This is a genomic window from Pseudomonas sp. USTB-Z (assembly GCF_019691255.1).
GTDB lineage: Bacteria > Pseudomonadota > Gammaproteobacteria > Pseudomonadales > Pseudomonadaceae > Aquipseudomonas > Aquipseudomonas alloputida.
The window spans coordinates 162507-181748 of sequence record NZ_JAECZP010000008.1 but is presented as its reverse complement, the minus strand read 5'-3'; the positions used below and the strand labels follow the sequence as shown (position 1 = coordinate 181748).

The 19242-nt window shown below is 61.8% G+C and carries 16 protein-coding genes and 2 pseudogenes; 7 read left to right on the top strand and 11 right to left on the bottom strand.

Annotation, left to right across the window (positions count from 1 at the left end; genetic code table 11):
- Window position 1 precedes the first annotated feature (1 nt).
- On the bottom strand, window positions 2–640 hold the full coding sequence (locus I8746_RS11995; RefSeq protein ID WP_012051871.1) for a TetR family transcriptional regulator: 639 nt from the start codon (window positions 638–640) through the stop codon (window positions 2–4).
- Between the two features lie 71 nt (window positions 641–711).
- On the opposite strand from I8746_RS11995, the pseudogene I8746_RS11990 reads away from it, so the two are divergent.
- Both I8746_RS11990 and I8746_RS27185 read left to right on the top strand, forming a co-directional pair.
- Window positions 712–1119 (top strand): annotated as a pseudogene (locus I8746_RS11990) (XdhC family protein); the annotation flags it as partial.
- A gap of 88 nt (window positions 1120–1207) precedes the next feature.
- A pseudogene (locus I8746_RS27185) lies at window positions 1208–1333 on the top strand (LysR family transcriptional regulator); the annotation flags it as partial.
- Here the strand turns inward: I8746_RS27185 and I8746_RS11985 are convergent.
- Window positions 1293–2021, bottom strand: a complete 729-nt coding sequence (locus I8746_RS11985) for a FadR/GntR family transcriptional regulator (RefSeq protein ID WP_221100714.1) — start codon at window positions 2019–2021, stop codon at window positions 1293–1295. The pseudogene I8746_RS27185 and the gene I8746_RS11985 overlap by 41 nt on opposite strands.
- A gap of 96 nt (window positions 2022–2117) precedes the next feature.
- Here I8746_RS11985 and I8746_RS11980 point away from each other — a divergent pair, with 96 nt between their 5' ends.
- Entirely contained in the window at window positions 2118–2864 is a 747-nt protein-coding gene (locus I8746_RS11980; RefSeq protein WP_012051868.1) for a FadR/GntR family transcriptional regulator, read from the top strand.
- On the opposite strand, the gene I8746_RS11975 is transcribed toward I8746_RS11980, so the two are convergent.
- From I8746_RS11975 to I8746_RS11940, 8 genes are all read right to left on the bottom strand, one after another.
- Window positions 2849–4669: a glycosyl hydrolase family 28 protein gene (locus I8746_RS11975; protein WP_012051867.1), complete on the bottom strand. Its 1821-nt coding sequence runs from the start codon at window positions 4667–4669 to the stop codon at window positions 2849–2851. The genes I8746_RS11980 and I8746_RS11975 overlap by 16 nt on opposite strands.
- A 28-nt stretch (window positions 4670–4697) precedes the next feature.
- The gene (locus tag I8746_RS11970) at window positions 4698–5474 is read right to left on the bottom strand and encodes an ABC transporter ATP-binding protein (RefSeq protein ID WP_012051866.1); all 777 of its coding nucleotides are present in this window, start codon (window positions 5472–5474) and stop codon (window positions 4698–4700) included.
- A gap of 11 nt (window positions 5475–5485) precedes the next feature.
- Window positions 5486–6325 carry an ABC transporter ATP-binding protein gene (locus tag I8746_RS11965; RefSeq protein ID WP_012051865.1) on the bottom strand — a complete coding sequence of 280 codons (840 nt, stop codon included), beginning with the start codon at window positions 6323–6325 and terminating at the stop codon, window positions 5486–5488.
- An 11-nt stretch (window positions 6326–6336) separates the two neighbouring features.
- Window positions 6337–7251 (bottom strand): ABC transporter permease, encoded by a 915-nt coding sequence (locus I8746_RS11960; protein ID WP_012051864.1) that lies wholly within the window; start codon window positions 7249–7251, stop codon window positions 6337–6339.
- A 61-nt stretch (window positions 7252–7312) separates the two neighbouring features.
- Window positions 7313–8923 carry an ABC transporter substrate-binding protein gene (locus I8746_RS11955; RefSeq protein ID WP_221100713.1) on the bottom strand — a complete coding sequence of 537 codons (1611 nt, stop codon included), beginning with the start codon at window positions 8921–8923 and terminating at the stop codon, window positions 7313–7315.
- A gap of 48 nt (window positions 8924–8971) precedes the next feature.
- Complete coding sequence (locus I8746_RS11950; protein WP_017148229.1) at window positions 8972–9985, bottom strand: ABC transporter permease subunit; 1014 nt, start codon at window positions 9983–9985, stop codon at window positions 8972–8974.
- A 68-nt stretch (window positions 9986–10053) separates the two neighbouring features.
- On the bottom strand, window positions 10054–11664 hold the full coding sequence (locus tag I8746_RS11945) for an ABC transporter substrate-binding protein (protein WP_221100712.1): 1611 nt from the start codon (window positions 11662–11664) through the stop codon (window positions 10054–10056).
- A 69-nt stretch (window positions 11665–11733) separates the two neighbouring features.
- The gene (locus I8746_RS11940; protein WP_014756028.1) at window positions 11734–12888 is read right to left on the bottom strand and encodes a mandelate racemase family protein; all 1155 of its coding nucleotides are present in this window, start codon (window positions 12886–12888) and stop codon (window positions 11734–11736) included.
- A gap of 341 nt (window positions 12889–13229) precedes the next feature.
- On the opposite strand from I8746_RS11940, the gene I8746_RS11935 reads away from it, so the two are divergent.
- The 3 genes from I8746_RS11935 (at window position 13230) to I8746_RS11925 (ending at window position 15769) form a co-directional block, all read left to right on the top strand.
- Window positions 13230–13955 (top strand): oligogalacturonate-specific porin KdgM family protein, encoded by a 726-nt coding sequence (locus I8746_RS11935; RefSeq protein WP_012051859.1) that lies wholly within the window; start codon window positions 13230–13232, stop codon window positions 13953–13955.
- Window positions 13956–14030: 75 nt separating this feature from the next.
- The gene (locus I8746_RS11930) at window positions 14031–14849 is read left to right on the top strand and encodes an NAD(P)-dependent oxidoreductase (RefSeq protein WP_221100711.1); all 819 of its coding nucleotides are present in this window, start codon (window positions 14031–14033) and stop codon (window positions 14847–14849) included.
- A 26-nt stretch (window positions 14850–14875) separates the two neighbouring features.
- Window positions 14876–15769 carry an SMP-30/gluconolactonase/LRE family protein gene (locus I8746_RS11925; protein WP_121783186.1) on the top strand — a complete coding sequence of 298 codons (894 nt, stop codon included), beginning with the start codon at window positions 14876–14878 and terminating at the stop codon, window positions 15767–15769.
- A 213-nt stretch (window positions 15770–15982) separates the two neighbouring features.
- Here I8746_RS11925 and I8746_RS27560 read toward each other — a convergent pair whose 3' ends face one another.
- On the bottom strand, window positions 15983–16633 hold the full coding sequence (locus I8746_RS27560; protein ID WP_370626975.1) for a methyl-accepting chemotaxis protein: 651 nt from the start codon (window positions 16631–16633) through the stop codon (window positions 15983–15985).
- Between the two features lie 1906 nt (window positions 16634–18539).
- Between I8746_RS27560 and I8746_RS11915 the strand changes: the two genes are divergently transcribed.
- Complete coding sequence (locus I8746_RS11915; RefSeq protein WP_003251128.1) at window positions 18540–19235, top strand: 3-oxoacid CoA-transferase subunit A; 696 nt, start codon at window positions 18540–18542, stop codon at window positions 19233–19235.
- Window positions 19236–19242 lie beyond the last annotated feature (7 nt).

Genomic DNA, 19242 nt, shown 5'->3' with positions numbered 1-19242 from the left:
CTCAGCGGCGCAAGCCGCGCAGCGCAAGGTCACTGATGAAGGCCAGCCAATCGGCCTTGGCCTGCTTGTCGGCCAGGTCCACGGCCAGGAACGAGCTGAGCGTGTGGCGGTTGGAGTTATAGAAGTAGCAGAGCGAGGCAATCATCAGGTAGGCGTGGGTAATGCAGATATCGTCGCGGAACAGGCCCTTTGCCTGCCCTGCCTCGATGATCGGCCGCAGCACGCCGACCGCTTCGCCGGACAGCGCCCTGAGGTTTTGCGACTTGCGCGCGTGCAAGCCCTGGTGAAGGTTTTCGGTGGCGAGGATGGTGACGAATTCGGGGTGGCGCACATAATAGTCCCAGATAAACGCCACCAGCTCGCGCAGGGCCTGCTCAGGGTCGGCGAGGTCGAGGCGCAGCTTCGCTTCGGCCTGGTTGAAGCTGGCATAGATGTGCTCCAGCACACTGATGAACAGCTTTTCCTTGCTGCCGAAGTAGTAATAGATCATCCGGTCGTTGGACTTGGCCAGTGTGGAGATCTGCTCGATGCGCCCACCAGTGAAGCCTTCCTTGCTGAAGACCTTCACTGCGGCCTTGAGAATATTGTCCCGGGTGCGGTCGGCCTGCTGGGCGCGAACACCGGTTTTGCGAGTTTGCATGTCGGTCCCTGTGGGGCTGGCCAGATACCCAACACTGCCACAGACATTGAGCCATTGCGCGGCTTTTTCGACTGGGCTGCGAGGTCATCGCCTGCGACCCGCGCGAGGAGATGGCGCACGTCGAAATCGAGGGCGCACAGATGCATCGGGTGCTGCCTTCGCTGTTCATTGCTGCGGGTGGTTGCCATGCGGCTACCGCCATTGTGGCGCTGACGCATGATCCGAAGATCGATGACCTGGTATTGATGGAGGCGGTGAATACCCCAGCGTTCTATATAGGCGCCATGGGTTCGGCGGCCACGTCAGCCCGTCGCGCCGAGCGGCTGCAGCGGATTGGCGGGCTGACCGACAAGCAGATAGAACGGCTGCACATGCCTATTGGGCTGAACCTGGGCAGCAAGGCGCCAGCGGAGATCGCGCTGGCGGTGATGGCGGATGTGCTGCGGGTGTATCGGGGCAAGGCGCGGGATGCGCTGTGAGGCCAGCCACCGCCCCAAGCCATCAAGCAGCCTGCGACTGCCCCCCAACAACTGGCCCGGTTCAGGTCGCCCTGCAAATCATTGCTTACTGCCGCCACCCGTGAAGTTGCCGAACATCGAGATCGACCTGTTCTGGCACAGACGGTACATCAAGGACCCGGCCAACCGATGGCTCAGGCAATTGATGTTCGATCTGTTTTCGGACACTCGCTGACCGCGCGCTGGGCACGTGTCAGGCAGTTGACCAAGTGCAGCCGCATGGCAGCGCGGGCAGCACCGGCATCCTTGCGGGTAATCGCGGCATGCACTTGCTCACGCTCCCGCACCTCCAGTGCCCGTTGCTCGGTATCGCCCCCCGGCACTGCTTGCTGGGCCGCAGCCAACAAGGTATGCCCAAGATGGGTCATGGTGTCGATGAAAAAGCTGTTGCCCGTGCATTGGGCTATCTGCAGGTGAAACTCGAAGTCGGTACGCATGCAGGGTGCAGACTGCGTAGCGACACTCCCATCCAGCGCCGCCCGCATGGCAGCCAGTTGCTCTGAGGTGGCACGCTGGGCAGCAATGGCAGCCGCCTCGACTTCAAGGCAAAGCCGCAGCTCGATGATCGCCACCTCGTTGTATGCGCCCCCCATTCCAGGGTTGGCACTCTGGAAGTCACCTGCCGGGATGGCGTCTACAACGAAGGTGCCGATACCACGGCGGGTTTCTACCAGGCCTTCGGCCTGCAACCGTGACATGGCTTCGCGCACCACGGTACGGCTTACGCCACGCGCTTTGGTCACGGCTTCTTCGGTGGGCAATTTGCTTCCCGCTGGCAATTCGCCCGAGAGAATCTGCTGCGACAGGTCATGCACCAGTTGCTGGGCGAGATTCAGGCGTTTTTCCGGGGTGGCAGAAGCCATTGGGCGAACCTTTGCTAAGCGGAAGATCCCGGAGTATACCCGCTGCCCGGGGCCAAAACGCACTATACTGCCCGCTGCCAACACAAGAGCACAGTAATGCCGAACCCGACCGCCAGCCCCCCTCAACAGCCTCGCCGCCTGGCCGAAGCACTGGTCGAGCGCTTCGCCCAACGCATGCGTGAGGGCACGCTCAAGCGTGGTGACAAGCTGCCGACCGAAGCCACACTGATCGAAACCGAAGGCGTCAGCCGCTCGGTAGTACGCGAAGCGTTGTCGCGCATGCAGGCAGCGGGCCTGGTCGAGACCCGCCACGGCGTGGGCACCTTCGTGCTGGACATGCCGGCACCGGAGAGCTTCAACGTGGGGCCGGCAACCATCAGCCTGCTGTCCGATGTGCTCGACCTGCTGGAATACCGCCTAAGCCTTGAAGTACAAGCCGCCGGCATGGCCGCCGAACGGGCCACGCCACAGGCACTCGAAGAACTGCAGCAAGCCTTGGAAGCCCTGATGCAAGGCCCGGAAAAATCCGGCAGCACGACCAACGCCGACTTCCAGTTTCACCTGAAAATTGCCAAGGCCGCGGGTAACCAGTACCTGATCGATATCATGAAGCACCTGGGCACCAAGATGATCCCCCGCACGCGCATGAACTCTGCCTATACCGGGCAGAGCAACCGCAGTACCTACCTGGCCGGTATCAACGCCGAACATCAGCAGATCTACGACGCCATCGCCAGCCGCCAGGTGGATGCGGCGCGCGCCGCCATGTACCTGCACCTGAGCAACAGCCGTATGCGCCTGCGTGAGGCGCAACGGCTACAGGCATTCTACAGCGAGGCCTGAGGCCCCGGCGCGGGCTCTACGTCCGTATAGACAAGCCCTTGGCTGCCCTGCACCTGCCAAGGGTTGGCACCCCCGGTGTCAGTGAAGCGAAGCCCGTCGAAACGCGAGTCCTTCAGGCCATCGATCTTCACCGGGGCTGGCCCGCGAAAGCGCACTCGTTCAAACACCAGGCCCTGATGCCAGGCGCCATGGCTGCTATCGCCCTTCACCTCGATGGCAGCGGTGCGGGCGTTTTCCACGCTTACGTCGCTGACCGTGATATCCCGGAACTGCCCCGCCACCGCCGAGCGCTTGTAATCGAGCTTGGCATTCGGGTCGTTGTAATCCAGGGTGAAGATGAAGGCCTGTTTTGCCGTATTGCGGATGGCCGAATCACGGAAAGTGACGTGGCGTGCGCCACCGCCCATGAAGTTGGTGCTTTTCATGCGCAGCCCGGCATCGGTGCCATCGGAGACGTTGTCCTCGGCCAGGATGTGCTGAATCCACGCGCCGGTATGGCTGCCCGCCACGACCATGCCATGGCCTTTGCGGAAATAGTTGTTGAAGATCCAGGCCTCCTCCTGCGCCTTCTGGTGAACCGCATCCGCCCCAGTGCCGGCGGCGAAGTTGACGCAGTCGTCTCCGGTGTCGAAGAAGTTGTTGAACACCAGGGCGCCGCGGCTGTTGGCAAACTCGATACCGTCGCCGTTGTTGGCGTCGTAGGTACGGTGCGTGGTGTTAGCCAGCACCACATTCTGCGTCTCCAGGTTCATGATGCCGTGGTAGGCCGGGTTGACCACCGTGAAGCCACCATAGAACACGTTTTTCACATTGCGCAGGGTAATCAGCGAGGAACGCATCTGACCGTAGGCGTCCTTGACGTTCATGCCCTCGGCCACCGCTCGCTCCACCTGAGCCTTGGCCAGCACGCCATCGTGCATGTAGCGGCTGTTGTCGCTGGGCAGGTAGAAGGGCAAGGCTTGCCCGCGCTCGTCGAGCACATCCGGGTTACGCTTCCAGCCATTGCCGTCGATGGTGCCCTTGCCAACGATGCGGATATTCTCGAAGGCCTGATGCGCACGCGGGTCGCGCGGCAAGGCATTGATCAGCGAGGCCGGACGCACGGTGGTGGAATACGGGTACTGGATATAGCCCTGGCGCGGGTAGTCCTCGGCACGCTCGGAACCTAACAGGGTAGCGCCCTCGGCGATTTCCAGGGTCATGTCGCTCTTGAGGTAGAGCGCCCCGCTCTTGTACGTGCCGGCAGGCAGCAACACCTTGCAGCCCTTGCTGCAAGCATCGATGGCACGCTGAATGGCAGCCGTGTCGAGCGCCTTGCCATCGCCCTTGGCACCGTAGCGCTGCACGTTGAACAGCGCCGGTATGGCCGTGGTTCGCTGCACAACCACGGGGCTGTCAGCAGACTCCTTGCCATTGCGATCGACCGAGCGCACGGTGAAGTGGTACTCGGTATCGGGGGCAAGCCCTTGGGCGGTGAAGCTGTGAATGGCGATGCGGTGGTGGAAGTTGTGCAGGTCCTGCTCGTAGAACCGGTCGATGTACGGTTTGGCCGGTGACACCTGCTCGTTGTTGGCGTTGCTTGCACCCAGCAACCGGCCATTGGCGTACACGTGGTAGTCGACGATCTCGGCATGGCTGGCGGGCTTTTCCCACACCAGGATGATCTGCCGGTCGTCGTAGGCCAGCGTCGGCACCTGGACCTTTGCAGGGGCCTCTACGGCCCACAGCGGCAAGCTGCTGCCCATGGCCAGGGCAACCACGGCAGCACGCACCAGCGAAGCGGGCGCAAGGTTGGCATTCGGCATGTTCTTGTCTTCCTTGTAATTGCCGGGTTCAGGCCGACATGGCCGGGGCACGATCTGCACTGAAGTCGCGGCTGGCTTGCACCAGCATTCGTGTGTAATCGTGGGTGGCCTGGTCCTGGCTCAGTGCCTGGCAGTCCAGTTGCTCGACGATACGCCCCTGCTGCATCACCGCGACCTTGTCACACAGATGGCTGACCACGCCCAGGTCGTGCGTCACCATCAGGTAGGTGAGCTTCTCGCGCTGACGCAGGTCGGACAACAGGTTGAGAATTTCTGCCTGCACCGACACATCCAGCGCCGACGTGGGCTCATCGAGCAACAGCACCCTAGGCTCAAGAATCAACGCCCGGGCGATAGCCACGCGCTGACGCTGGCCACCGGACAGCTGGTGCGGGTAGCGGTAACGGTAGCTGTCGTTGAGGCCTACCTTGACGAGGATGTCGTTGATGCGATCGTTGCGCTCATCCATGCCGTGGATCACCAGCGGCTCGCGCAGTGCAGTGTCGATGGTATGGCGCGGGTGCAGCGAACCATAGGGGTCCTGGAACACCATCTGCACCTTGCGAAAGTGCTCCTTGGGGAGCTTGTGTTGCAACGGCACGCCGTCAATGCTCAGGGCTCCGCTCCAGTGCCGGTACTGGCCGGCCAGGCAGCGCAACACCGTGGTCTTGCCAGAACCAGACTCCCCCACCAGGCCAAATGACTCGCCATCTTCGACACTCAGGTCGACATTGTGCAGCACCTGGTTGAGCGTGGCGCCAACGCCAAAACTCAGGTTCAATGCGTGTGCTTGGATCATGGACATGGTCAGTTACCTCAGCAGGAGAGCCACAGTGGGTCGCGTTGCAACACGGGCAAACGCGGGCGGCGGTTGTCCATGCTTGGCAAAGCGGCCAGCAGGCCTCGGGTGTAGGGGTGTTCGGCACGGTGCAGGTCACTGGCAGCCAGCGACTCCACCACGCGCCCGGCGTACATCACCAGCACCCGGTCACAGTAATTGCGCACCAGGTTCAGGTCGTGGCTAACGAAGATCAGCCCCATCTGCTGCTCCACCACCAGCTCTTCGAGCACGTTGAGCACCTGCTGGCGCACCGAAACATCCAGCGCCGAGGTCGGCTCGTCAGCGATGATCACTTCCGGGCTGGTGATGACCATCATCGCGATCATGATGCGCTGGCCCATGCCGCCGCTCACCTCATGCGGATAAAGATCGTAGACGCGCTTCGGGTCGCGGATATGCACCTTGTCGAGCATCTGCAGCACCCGCTCACGGGCGTCGTTGCGGCTGGCCTTGTGGTGCGCCAGGTACGCCTCGGCAATCTGGTCACCCACCCGCACCACCGGGTTGAGCGAATACTTGGGGTCTTGCATGATCATCGAGATGCGCTGGCCGCGAATTTTCTGCATGGTCTTTTCGCTGGCACTGAGCAGGTCGACATCGCCGAACTGCAGGGCCTTTGCGGTGATCTGCGCGCTGCCGGGGTGCAGCTTGAGCAAGCTGCGGCCCACGGTGGACTTGCCCGAACCGGACTCACCCACGATGGCGAGCTTTTCCCGGCCCAGGGTGAAGGACACATCACGCACCGCGTGCATCACTTTCTTGCCGTTGACGAAGCGCACATTGAGCGATTCGACATTGAGTTTGACTGCTGACATAAAGCCTCCGGTTACTCGCTACGCGGGTCGAGAATGTCCCGCAGGCCATCGCCCAGCAGGTTGAACGCCAAGCTCACCAGCATGATTGCCGCACCGGGTACGGCTACCAGCCACCAGCACTCGAGCATGTAGCGCCTCCCCGTGGAGATCATCGCCCCCCACTCCGGCAAAGGCGCCTGCGCCCCTAGCCCGAGGAAGCCCAGCGCCGCCGCGGTAAGGATGATGCCGGCCATGTTCATGGTCAGGCGGATGATCACCGACGACAGGCACATCGGCACGATATGGCGCAGGATGATGCGTGTCGAAGACGCGCCCTGCAGTTCGACCGCCACCACGAAGTCGGCCTTGCGCAGCGACAGGGTTTCGGCCCGGGCCAGCCGTGCGATCGGTGGCCAGGAGGTTAACGCAATAGCCACCACCGCATGCTCAAGGCCAGGGCCCAATGCGGCGATGAAGGCCAGCGCCAGCACCAGGCTGGGGAACGAAATGAAAATGTCGGTGACGCGCATGAACACGGTATCGACAATGCCGCCGAAGTAGCCCGATACCGTGCCGATGAACAGGCCGATCGGGCCGACGATGACCGTCACCAGGGCGATGATGTAGAGGGTGATACGCGCGCCATAGACCAGCCGGCTGAAGATATCCCGGCCGTATTCGTCGGTACCGAACCAGTGCGCGGCACTGGGTGCCTGCAAGGCGTTGGCGAGGTTCTGGATGACCGGGTCGTGGGTGGCGATCCACGGCGCGAACGCCGCTACCACGACCAGCAGCAAGGCCACCAGCAAGCCCGCCAGGGTCATAGGGTTGCGGACCAGCAGGCGCAACACCCGCAGGCTGCTTTTGCCAAGGGCCTCAAGGCTGGACGCCGGGGCATCGGCCTGCCGCTTGGCGGTAGATTCGGTAGAAGATATGTTGGCAATCATCGGCAAGTTCTCGATGTGGAGTCATGGCCGCTCGGGGTACCCGTGAGCCCCCGGGCGGTACTCAACGTTGCTTGTAGACGCCGAGGTAGCGGGTGGCTTCGGCGTCGTCGCCAGTGAAACCCTTGACGTCGGCTGCGCTTACGGCGGTGTCGGTCATCTGCGAAATCATCATGATCGGCCCCACCTCGTCGTCGTACAGTTTCTGCGCCTGCTGGTACATGGCCAGGCGTTTGGCCGCATCGCGCTCGATCCCCACCCGGTCGATCAGGTCATTCAGCGGGGGGCTGAAGAACGACGCTCGCCAGCCCTGGAAGTTGGGCAGGCCAGCACTGTCACTGTTGTCGGGGTTGTAGACGAAGGTGCGCAGGCTGAAATACGGGTGCGGATAACGCTCGGCGCCCCGCGCCACGATCATCTCAAAGTTGCGCGCGCGCATGGCGCCATACACCTGGTTGCCGGTACCGGTGACGATAGTGGCCTTGATGCCACCTTCAGCCAGGGTCGACTGCATACGTGCGGCGATATCAATGAAGGGAGGTTCGGACAGCGTGCGAATGGTTGTATTGAAACCTTGTGGGTAGCCCGCCTCTGCCAGCAGTGCCTTGGCTTTGGCGACATCCAGCTTGTAGCCAGGGTCGGGCAACCGGGCCTCGAGCCCTAGCTGCATCGGCTGCTGGTTGAGCTTGCCGTAATGCGGCATCACCTGCTGGTCCAGGCCCTGGTAGTCGATCAGGTTACGCACCGCTTCGCGGACTTTGCGGTTGGCAAACTCCGGCTGCTTCATGCTCATCGCCACGTAGTACAGGGTGCCGCGCTGCAACGCTTGCACCTGGAGTGTGTCGGAACTCTCGATGGCCTTGATATCCGGCGCAGCCATACCGTAGGCCAGGTCCAGGTCACCGCGTTCGAGCATCAGGCGCAGTGACTGCGACTCGGTCATGTGGCGGACCAGCACTCGCTTCATCTTCGCCGGGCCTGCCCAGTACCCGTCGAAACGGGTCATCACCAGCGCATCGTTGGCGCTCCACTTGGTCAGGGTGAACGGCCCGCTGCCTGCCTCATTGGTGACCAGCCAGGCCGCGCCCAGGTCACCGTTCTTCTCATGCTTGAGCACTTGCTGGCGGTCGACCACGACAGCGCTGGGGGACACAGCCAGCGAGTCGATCACCAGCAACGGGTCGGTCGGCTGCGGCAGGTCGATCACCAAGGTATGGCTATCGGTCGCACGGATCAGCTTTTGAATGTTTTCGACACTGTAGCCGTAGGCCTTCCAGGTGGTAGCCAGGCCATAGTTGAGCTTCATCACCCGGTACAGTGACCAGGCCACATCTTCGGCAGTGAGCGGGTTGCCGGAATGGAACAGGACATCACCGCGCAGGTGGAAGGTGATCTGCTTGCCGTCTTCGCTGACGTCCCAGCGTTCAGCCAGTTGTGGCAAGTGCTTGTCCGGATTGCCCTGGTCGCGCTTGATAAGCGTGTCGTAAAGGTTGGCATTGATGCCGGAGGCATCCAGGCCGGGCGCGTTGGCCGGGTCGATGGAGAACAGGTTGACCATGCTCATGCCGACGATCAACTGGTCGCCAGGGGTTTTCGCCTGCACCACAGTGAGCGGGCCAAGCAGCAGCGCTGCGCCCAGCAAAGCCATACGCAGCGGCGGGAATACAGTCTTCATGGCGCATCCTTTTTTATAGTTATTCAATGTGTTCACGCTGATCGGGAATTAGCGGGTCCTTGGATCGAACACCTTGTACAGGGCGTCGCTTATCAGGTTGAGCGCGACGAAAATCAGGCCGATGATCAACACGCAGCCCATCACCGCGTTCATGTCACCGAGCATCAGGCTGCTGGTGAGGTATTGGCCGAAGCCAGGCCAGGCAAACACGGTTTCAATCAGCACCGCCCCCTCCAGCAACGAGCCATAGGCCAGGGCGACCACCGTAAGCAACTGCACGAGGATATTGCGGAACGCGTGGTTCCAGACCACCTGGCGCCGCGACAACCCCTTGACCCTGGCGGTGATGATGTATTCCTGTGACAGCTGCTCAAGCATGAAGCTACGGGTCATGCGGCTGATGTAGGCCACCGAGTTCAGGCCCAGGATCAACGCCGGCAGAACGATATGGCGCAACGCGCTGGTGAAGGCCTCCCAGTCACGCGCCAGCGCCGTGTCGATCAGCAGCAGGCCGGTAACCTCATCGACCATGCCGTCATAGGCCAGGTCGATGCGCCCTGCGCCACCCGCCCAACCCAGCCAGGCGTAGAACACCAGCAGGCCCATCATGCCGACCCAGAAAATAGGCGTGGAATAGCCGAACAAGGTAATGACCCGTGCGACATGGTCGCCGACCCGCCCCTGATTGCTGGCAGCCACCACGCCCAGTGGCAGACCGATCAGCACGCCAAACAGAATGGCCAGCGTTGCCAGCTCGATGGTGGCCGGGAACACCCGCTTGATGTCATCGAGTACTGGGTGGCCGGTGAGCAGTGCATTGCCGAAATCACCGTGCAGCAAGTCGTTCAAGTACAGCCCGAACTGGGCCCAGATCGGTTTGTCCAGGCCCATCGCCCGGTATACCTGGTCGTAGGTGGAGCTGTCGGCATCCGGGCCAACTACCGCCAGCACGGGGTCCAGCGGCATGACCCGGCCGATGAAGAACGTCAGCGCCAACAGGCCAAGCAAGGTCACCAGCACCGTGCTGGCCCGGCGGGCAGTACCCGATACACGGGCACCCATTACAGAGGCAGTCGAAGCAAACATAACAGGCTCCTGAAAAAGCATTCACCAATCACGCAGGCTTGACCTCAGCGCGACTTGTAGACGTCTTTGTAACGGGTGGTGGCCGCGGTATGGCCTTGGTAGTCCTGCACATCGTGGTAGAGCACCACGGTGTCGGTCATCTGCGACACGGGCAGAATGGCCCCCACCTGCTCGTCCAGGGTTTTCTGGATTTGCTGGTACTGGGCCAGTTGCTGCGCCTTGTCGGGCTCGACTTCCGCCTGCTCGATCAGGTTGTTCAGCTCGGGGCTGTAGAACGAGGTACGCCAGCCCTGGAAGTTGCTCAGCTTGGCTTCGTCGCGGTTGTCCGGGTTGTACACCAGGGTGCGCAGGCTTGAATGCGGATGCCGTTCAGCACCACCGCCGCCGCGCCCGACCAGGATGTCGAAGCTGCGCTCACGCATGGCACCGTAGATCTGGTTGCCGGTACCGGTGACGATGGTGGCCTTGATACCGGCCTGGGCCAAGGTCGACTGCAGGCTGGACGCAATGTTGATGAAAGGTGGCTCGGTGAGCACGCGGATGGTGGTCTTGAAGCCCTCGGGGTAGCCCGCTTCGGCCAGCAGTTTTTTCGCTTCGGCCACGTTCAGGGCATAGCCCGGATCATCCAGCCTTGCTGCCAGGCCAAGCGGTAGCGGGCGCTGATTGAGCTGGCCATAGTGCGGCATCACGGTCTGGTTGATGCCTTGATAGTCGATCAGCGAACGAACCGCCCGGCGTACGCGCACATCGTCGTAGGGTTTGCTCTTCACGCTCAGGGCAACGTAGTACAACGTTCCGCGCTGCACGGTCTGGGTACGAACGTTGTCAGACTTCTCCAGTGCCTCGATGTCTGGCGCGGACATGCCCTTGGCCAGGTCCAGGTCGCCCCGCTCCACCATCAACCGCAGTGACTGCGACTCGGTCATGTTGCGCATGACGATGCGTTTGAGCTTGGCTGGGCCACCCCAGTACCCGTCAAAACGGTTCATCAGGATGACATCGTTGGCGCGCCACTCCTTGAGCACGAACGGCCCGCTACCAGCCGCGTGGGTGGCCAGCCAGGCACTGCCCATGTCATCGCCCTTCTGGTGCTGCTGCACCACCTTGCGGTCGAGGATGAATGCGCTGGGCGAAGTTGCCAGGGTATTCAGCACCAGCAACGGATCAGTCGGCCGTGGTAGCTCGATGACGAAGGTTGAGTCATCAACAGCGCGCATGTGCTGGTCTACATTGCCCGCAGAAAACCCGTAGGCCTTCCAGGTCGACGCCAAGGCCAGGTTAAGTTTGAGTACGCGCTGCAGCGACCAAGCGACATCCTCGGCACTTAGCGGGTTACCGGACTGGAACGTTACGCCCTGGCGCAGGTTGAACGTGAGGGTCCTGCGGTCATCGCTGACCTGCCAGCTTTCTGCCAGCGCTGGCAGCAGCCGGTCCGGCTGACGCACGTCCTGCACCAGCAGCATGTCGTAGAGGTTGGCATTGACCTCGGACACATCCAGCCCGGTGGCCGCCGCCGGGTCGAGGGACAGCAGGTTGATCATGCTCATACCGACGATCAACTGATCCGCCGGGGTTTTCGCTAAAGCAGCAGGTACCGAGGTCAGCGCCAGAGACGCAGCAAAGACCCCCGCCCAGAGTGTGGGGATAACGCTCATGTGAGATCGCCTTCTTATAGTTATTGGACGCTCGGGCGGCACGCAGCGACGCGTGCCGCCATGCACGAATCAGAAGCTTTGCAGCGTATTGGTTTCGACGTAGTCGAAGTCGATATCTTCCCCAAGGCCAGGCAAGTTCGACAGGTGCACATAGCCGTCTTCGTCCATCGGGTCGACCAGGCGTTTGAGATAGGCAGGTACCTCGTCGTAGTCAAGGTAGGGGTGCAGCAGACCGCGCTCGTACCAGGTGCAGTTCTTGATTGCCCCCACGACCGCCAGGTTGGCGGCGCCGTTGCCATGGATCTCGCAATCCATGCCGAACGATTCGGCCATGTGCGCAACCTTCAGACACGGTGCAATGCCACCCACACCGGCAACCCCCGCACGCAGGATGTCGCACACATCATTCTTGACCCAGCTCGCCCGGCTCAGGTGCTTGCCGCCGAGGCTTTCCGGGCCTAGCACCGGGATATCCAGCTGCCCGGAAAGCCAGGCGTAGGACTCGGCGGAGTCTTCCATCATCGGCTCTTCGAACCAGGCAAAGTCCAGCTTCTCCAGGGCACGGCCGATAGTGAGGGCCTCGGTGCGGCTGTACCAGTGATAGCCATCGATCATCAGCGCAATGTCCGGTCCCACGGCCTCGCGCACGGCGGCGCATGCCTTGATGTCCATGCTCACGCTGGGCGCGAACGACACCGGCGGCATCCAGGTGTGCAGCTTGATCGCCTTGTAGCCACGGTTGACCAGGGTTTCAGCGAAGCGACCGTACTCTTCCGGAGTGGACAGACCGCCGGGCAGCTCATCGCCGCACATGGTCGAGCCATAGGCCGGCACCTTGTCGCGGTAGCCGCCGATCAGCTTGTGCACCGGCAGGTTCAGCTTGCGACCGGCCCAATCCCACAGCGCCTGCTCGACCAGCGCCAGGGCACGATCGGTCAGCTGGCTGGCGCTGCCGCGCTGCCAGTGCGCCAGGTCGTGCCAGATTTTTTCGCGGTCAAAGGCATTGGCGCCAACCAGCACCTTGCGCACGAAATTATCCAGCACATAAGGGCGAATGAGCTCGGGTGCGCCCAGCGCATAGCCTTCGCTGCCGCACTCGGTCCTGATGCGCAGCAGGGCCATCCTGGCCTGGGTCACATCACCTGGGTGGGCATGGCCGGCGCTGTCTACGGCGCGGCGCGTGGGGTAGGAAAATACCTGGACGGTTACAGCAGTAATGATCATGGACGTCTGAGCCTTCTTATTGGATTTGTGGCGAGTGAGTCACGCTCTGGGGCCATCCTACGTCATCATACAACATTTGAAAAGCGCCAGTTAAAATCCGATAAAACCTCCGGTTCATGATGCCTACAGCAATCATGAGACCCCGATATAAAAGCAAACACACCCTTGAAACACGCCGAATAGAGCCATCAATCAAAGTGATCAGACAACATTTCAATAATTCGTAGACAGCCCCACAGTCGTACGATAACTTATTTTAAAAATCACGGAGCGCTGACCACCTCGACCACCTTGCTCACCCGCCTCATCACGTCCTCAACAAAAACAAAAAAAGAGATCGCATGAACATCACACTTCGCCGCCTCATCGCCGCCAGTACGCTCGGCCTGTCGTTCTACGCCTGTGCAGACTCCGCCAGCATCAACTACCGGCACACGTTCACCGAAGATGACAGCATTCATTCCGACCGGATAAAGCTGAGTTACCGCAAGGACAGCGGCCTGGGGTTTGCCGCAGAAATCAAATACAAGACTGCCGGCGACCGCGAAGACGTCGCCTACGACAACATGGTCAACAACGGCCATGAGTTCACCGTGGACTACAACTACAAGATGAGCCCCCGGTCGACCTGGACACCCGCCTTCCAGATGGACAGCACCAAGGATGCGACCACCTACAAGTTCGGCTTGAAGTACAACTACAAGCTCAGCGACACCTGGTACGTCGCCACCCGCGTGCGCCACGACGCACGCAACCTCGACCGCGACCAGATTGACCACAGCAAGCCGGACCGCGCCAAGGACAACCAGAACACCACCCGCCTTGAAGGCTGGCTCGGCTATACCCCCAGCGGCCCATGGGCATTCGAATACCAGTACATCCACTTCACCACCGACTACATCCGCTACGACAACAAGAAGCGCGACTACGAGCAGAACCTGATCATCAAGTACAAGCTCAACAAACAGTGGGCACCGTTCATGGAGGTGGGCGACATCAAGGTCAACAGTTACACGGACGATCGCCAGGCCCGTTGGCGCCTGGGTATCCAGTACAACTTCCTGTAAGGGCTACCGCCCGCCCATGCCGGTGTCGTTCCTGCACGACACCTTCATGCAATTTCCGTAAAAGGCCCCAGCACAATGACCACGACCACCCGCAAACCCTTCAACCGCCTGCTGCTCACCGGTGCTGCCGGCGGGCTCGGACACGTGCTTCGCGAAGCACTGCAAGCACACGCCGACATCGTGCGCGTATCGGACATCAGCCCAATGACACCGGCCGAGGACGAGCATGAAGAAGTTATCCATTGCGACCTGGCGGACAAGGCCGGCGTACTGGCCCTGGCCAACGGTGTAGACGCTATCGTGCACCTGGGTGGGATCTCTACCGAACGCGCTTTCGAAGAAATCCTGCAAGCGAACATCATCGGCACCTTCCACATCTACGAGGCTGCCCGCAAGCACGGGATCAAACGTGTGGTCTTTGCCAGTTCCAACCACGTCACCGGCTTTTACCCCCAGGGCGAACAAGTGGATGCGCATTCGCCGCGCCGGCCGGACTGCTATTACGGGCTGTCGAAGGCCTACGGCGAAGACCTGGCAACGTTCTACTTCCACCGCTACGGCATCGAAACCGTCAGCCTGCGTATCGGCTCCTCCTTCCCCGAACCCCGCAATGTGCGCATGTTGTCCACCTGGCTGAGCTATGGCGACCTGGCACACCTGGTGGAGCGCGCATTGCTGGCCGAGAACGTTGGCCACACCGTTGTGTATGGCGTCTCCGCCAACCGCGACCTGTGGTGGAGCAACCGCTACGCCGCGCACCTGGGTTTCAACCCGAAGGACTGTGCCGAACGCTTCCGCCCGGCACTGGAGCAGCAGCCGAAACCCGCCGCGAATGACCCGACTGCTCATCTGCAAGGTGGCGCCTTCACCGCTGCCGGACCTTTTGGCGACTGACCCCCGATAGAGTGCAGAATGCTTCCATGACAGCCGAACTGATTATCGATGCACGCAATGTCACGGGCGAGAGCCCGGTCTGGCACCCGCAGGAAAATGCCTTGTACTGGGTGGACATTCCGGCAGGCCGCCTGCACCGCTGGCAACCGGACGGCCAGACCCACCACTGGACCGCAGACGAAATGCTAGGCTGCATTGCCCGCAGCCACCAAGGCCATTGGCTGGGGGCCCAGGAGAGCGGGATCTTCCACCTCACCCCCCAGGCAGACGGCCGTCTGCTGGCCGGCAAGCGTGCCAGTGTCGAACACGCCAGACCCGGCATGCGCTTCAATGACGGGCGCTGTGACCGCCAGGGGCGCTTCTGGGCCGGTACGATGCAAACCAGCATGGCCGCCGAACCGGTGGGTGCCTTGTACCGGTATGACGCGATGGCAGATGGCACGGCAGGGCCATTGCAGGCACGGCTGGGCACATTGTCCGTTCCCAACGGCATGGCGTTCAGCCCGGACGGCAAAACCATGTACGTCTCCGACTCACACCCGAGCGTGCAGATGATCTGGGCTTTCGACTACGACATCGACAGCGGCAGCCCGCACAACCGCCGGGTCTTCGTCGACATGAACCAGCACCCCGGCCGGCCGGATGGGGCTGCGGTAGATGCCGAAGGTTGCTACTGGATCTGTGCGATCGATGCCGGCCAGGTACTGCGCTTTACTCCCGACGGGAAGCTGGACCGCGCCCTGCCGCTACCGGTGAAGAAACCTACCATGTGCGCATTCGGTGGCCCGCAACTGGAAACGTTGTTCGTGACGTCGATTCGCCCGCAAGGCATCGACCTGAGCGACCAGCCCCTGGCCGGTGGCGTATTCGCATTGAACCCAGGCGTCAAAGGCTTGCCGGAGCCCATCGCCAAGGGCTGAATGAAGCCAGGCAGCGGCTGTTTCAGGGGCAATGCGCCCATCGACGAGATGCTGATCAGCGGCGTGAGTTGCACCCAGCCAACGTTGATCAGCAGCAACGCCACGCACAACTGCATCGGCGTGCAGGTATGCCCGGCGAGCATGGCGACGGATGAACACCGCCACCAGCCCCACGGCGATCATCAACTGGCGATGACCGGACAGGTGCGTTACTCAAGCAGCGACGCCTCGTTCGCCATCATCGCTGACTTCGAACTGCCCCACCAGCTTCTGCAACTTGCCAGCATCCACCTTCACCTTCTGCGCACTGCTTTGCAGCACCAGGGCGGTCTGGCGCATCTCGCTGGAGGACTGGTTGACCTGCTCGATCGTCTTGCCGTATTCCACGCTGCGACGGTTGAGCTGCTGGATGATGGCGAACATGCCCTCCACCGCCTGGTGCAGTTGCACATTTTCGGAAGACGCGTCCTCCGCCAGGCGCAGGCTGTTGTCGACATCCTGCACGCCCTGCTCCATGAAGCTTACCGCCTGCCGGGTTTCGCCCTGCAGGCTCTCGACCATATGGCGAATGTCGTCGGCGGCACGCGAGGTGCGTGCGGCCAGGCTGCGCACCTCGTCGGCCACCACCGCGAAGCCACGACCATGCTCCCCGGCCCGCGCCGCCTCGATAGCGGCATTGAGCGCCAGCAGGTTGGTCTGGTTGGTGATTTCGCTGATCAACCCGGTGATGTTGTCGATCTCGACCATGCGGCTGTCGAGCCGTTGCACGCTGGATGATGAGCGCGCCACCACATCGCGGATCGACTGGGTGCCCGCCTGCACCGCCTGGTACTGCGCGCGTGCGCGGCTGACCACTTCGTCCATGGCCTGTTTCATCTGCTCGGCGCTGACCGAGGCCTGCTGCAGTTCGCCGAGTTGCTCTTCCATGATGATCATCATCTGGTGCACGGCGTCGGCCACGTCGGCGGAGCTTACGCTGGCCTCCTGGCTGCGCCCGAGCATCATCTGGTTGGTGCTGCCAACCGTGCGACTGGCCTTGACCACCTGCCCGACCACCGTGTCCAGGCGGTCGATGAAGCTGTTGATCCAGCGCGCCATGTCGCCGCTCTCATCATTGGCCAAGGTACTGGTATCCAGGCGCTGGCGCAGGTTGCCTTCACCCTCGGCGATGGTGCACAGCACACTGCTCATGCCATTCAACCTGGCGGCCAGGCGCTTGGGCCCGAGCACGCCGAACAACAAGGTGGCGCCCAGCATGCTCAAGGCCTCGATCGCGTCAGTCAGTCCTTGCGGCAGGCCTGCATAGTGCTGCACCCAGTAATTGCAGCCGAACAGCCCCGCCATGATCGCTACATAGGGTTTCATCAACCCGTAGCTCAGCGAACGCCGGCGATAGACCTCCTCCAGATCTGCCTCGCACATCATGCCCCAGCGGTCGGGTGAGCCTGGCAACTGGAAGGTCACGCCCTTGCCCACCACTGGCACATGACGGTAGTCGGAATAGCCGGGGTAGGTCACGAACAGGTTGGCACCCCGCCTGATCGTCTCCCTCACGCCAGGGTGCAGTTCCCGCGTGGAAGGGTCGGTGAAACGAAGCTCCAGCTCGGTATGACGCTGGACCTGCACGGTGGTCCAGGGGGTGTGCACACCGTTCTTGAGGTTTTCGCCATGGGTGAAGGTGGCGTCCTCGAAGCGCGAACGGGACAACGCGGTACCGGGCTGTATGCCAGGGTCGAAGCGCGATTGCGCCATGAACAGGTAGTTGTCGCCCGACTCGGGGTAAATGTGCCCTGCCTCGCGCTGGATCAGGTCACCCAGCACATCGTTGGGCACCCGCCCACACAAACAACCTAGCACTTTGCTCTCGTGCATCAGGGGCTGGTAGAACATCAACGTGACTTCATCGTGGAAGCGCGAGGAAGACGGGCCGACCTGCAAGGTCAGCGGGTCGCTGTAGGGCCCGTGCAGAAACGGTGCTTTCAGCCCTTGCGCCAGGGCTGCCAAGTGCTCGATGCGTGGCGTGCCACGCTGGGGCCAGGTCGAAGCGATGACGATGCCGTGGGCATCGACGACAAACAGCTCGGAAAAGTCCTCAGCCTGGGCCAGCGTGTTGCGCAACATTGCGCTATCGACTTGAGCGAGCCCGGGCGCCACCTGCTCGGCCAGGTCGGCCAGGTGTTCCCACTGCTCGCGCACCCACTCATGCAGCAACTGCACGCGGGTCTGGGCGATGGCTTCGAACGTTTGCTCGACCTGCGGGTAACTGGCCCGATTAAGGCGGCACGCCCAGCCCATGCTGAATTTGCCGGTTTTGCCAAACCACGGCAGCCAACCCTTTTCACTCGACGATAACTGCATCGAACCACTGGAAAGCGACATTATCTTCACCATACGCGACATCGAATGGCAATCTGATAGCAAGTCGCACGCCAACGGCGGGAGGCGTGATTAATCGGCCGTCCCGCGGAGTGGATGCACTTCATCAGTGCAAGGTGCCGGCAGGTAAACCCCGGAGCGCACCAGGCAGGGGCAAAAATGAGGGGTTTAAGCATTCAACTGAAATGAGACAAATAGCCTCCAGAACTGCTCGCAGATCGCACAACAGTTCGATAATCGCACAAATTCAGCCAAACCCTCTCTACTGTTGCCCTATCTTGCGGCACGCTATAGCGAAAGTCAGCAAGCCATTTCAAGTGCTGACAGGCCCCATCGCTTCACGCGCTCCGGCCAGCCCGACAACCACAACTCCAGGAACAACCAGGAGCTCGCCTTGATCAATAAAACGTACGAGTCCATCGCCAGCGCGGTGGAAGGGATCACCGACGGTTCGACCATCATGGTCGGTGGCTTCGGCACGGCTGGCATGCCGTCCGAGCTGATCGATGGCCTCATTGCCACCGGTGCCCGCGACCTGACCATCATCAGCAACAACGCCGGCAACGGCGAGATCGGCCTGGCCGCCCTGCTCATGGCAGGCAGCGTGCGCAAGGTGATCTGCTCGTTCCCGCGCCAGTCCGACTCCTACGTGTTCGACGAACTGTACCGGGCGGGCAAGATCGAACTGGAAGTGGTCCCGCAGGGCAACCTGGCCGAGCGTATCCGCGCCGCAGGCTCCGGCATTGGTGCGTTCTTCTCACCGACCGGCTACGGCACCCTGTTGGCCGAGGGCAAGGAAACCCGTGAGATAGACGGCCGCATGTACGTGCTGGAAATGCCGCTGCACGCCGACTTCGCACTGATCAAGGCGCACAAGGGTGACCGTTGGGGCAACCTGACCTACCGCAAGGCCGCCCGCAACTTCGGCCCGATCATGGCCATGGCTGCCAAGACCGCCATCGCCCAGGTCGACCAGGTCGTCGAACTCGGTGAACTGGATCCGGAACACATCATCACCCCGGGTATCTTCGTCCAGCGCGTGGTCGCCGTCACCGGTGCTGCCGCTTCTTCGATTGCCAAAGCTGTCTGAGGCCTGC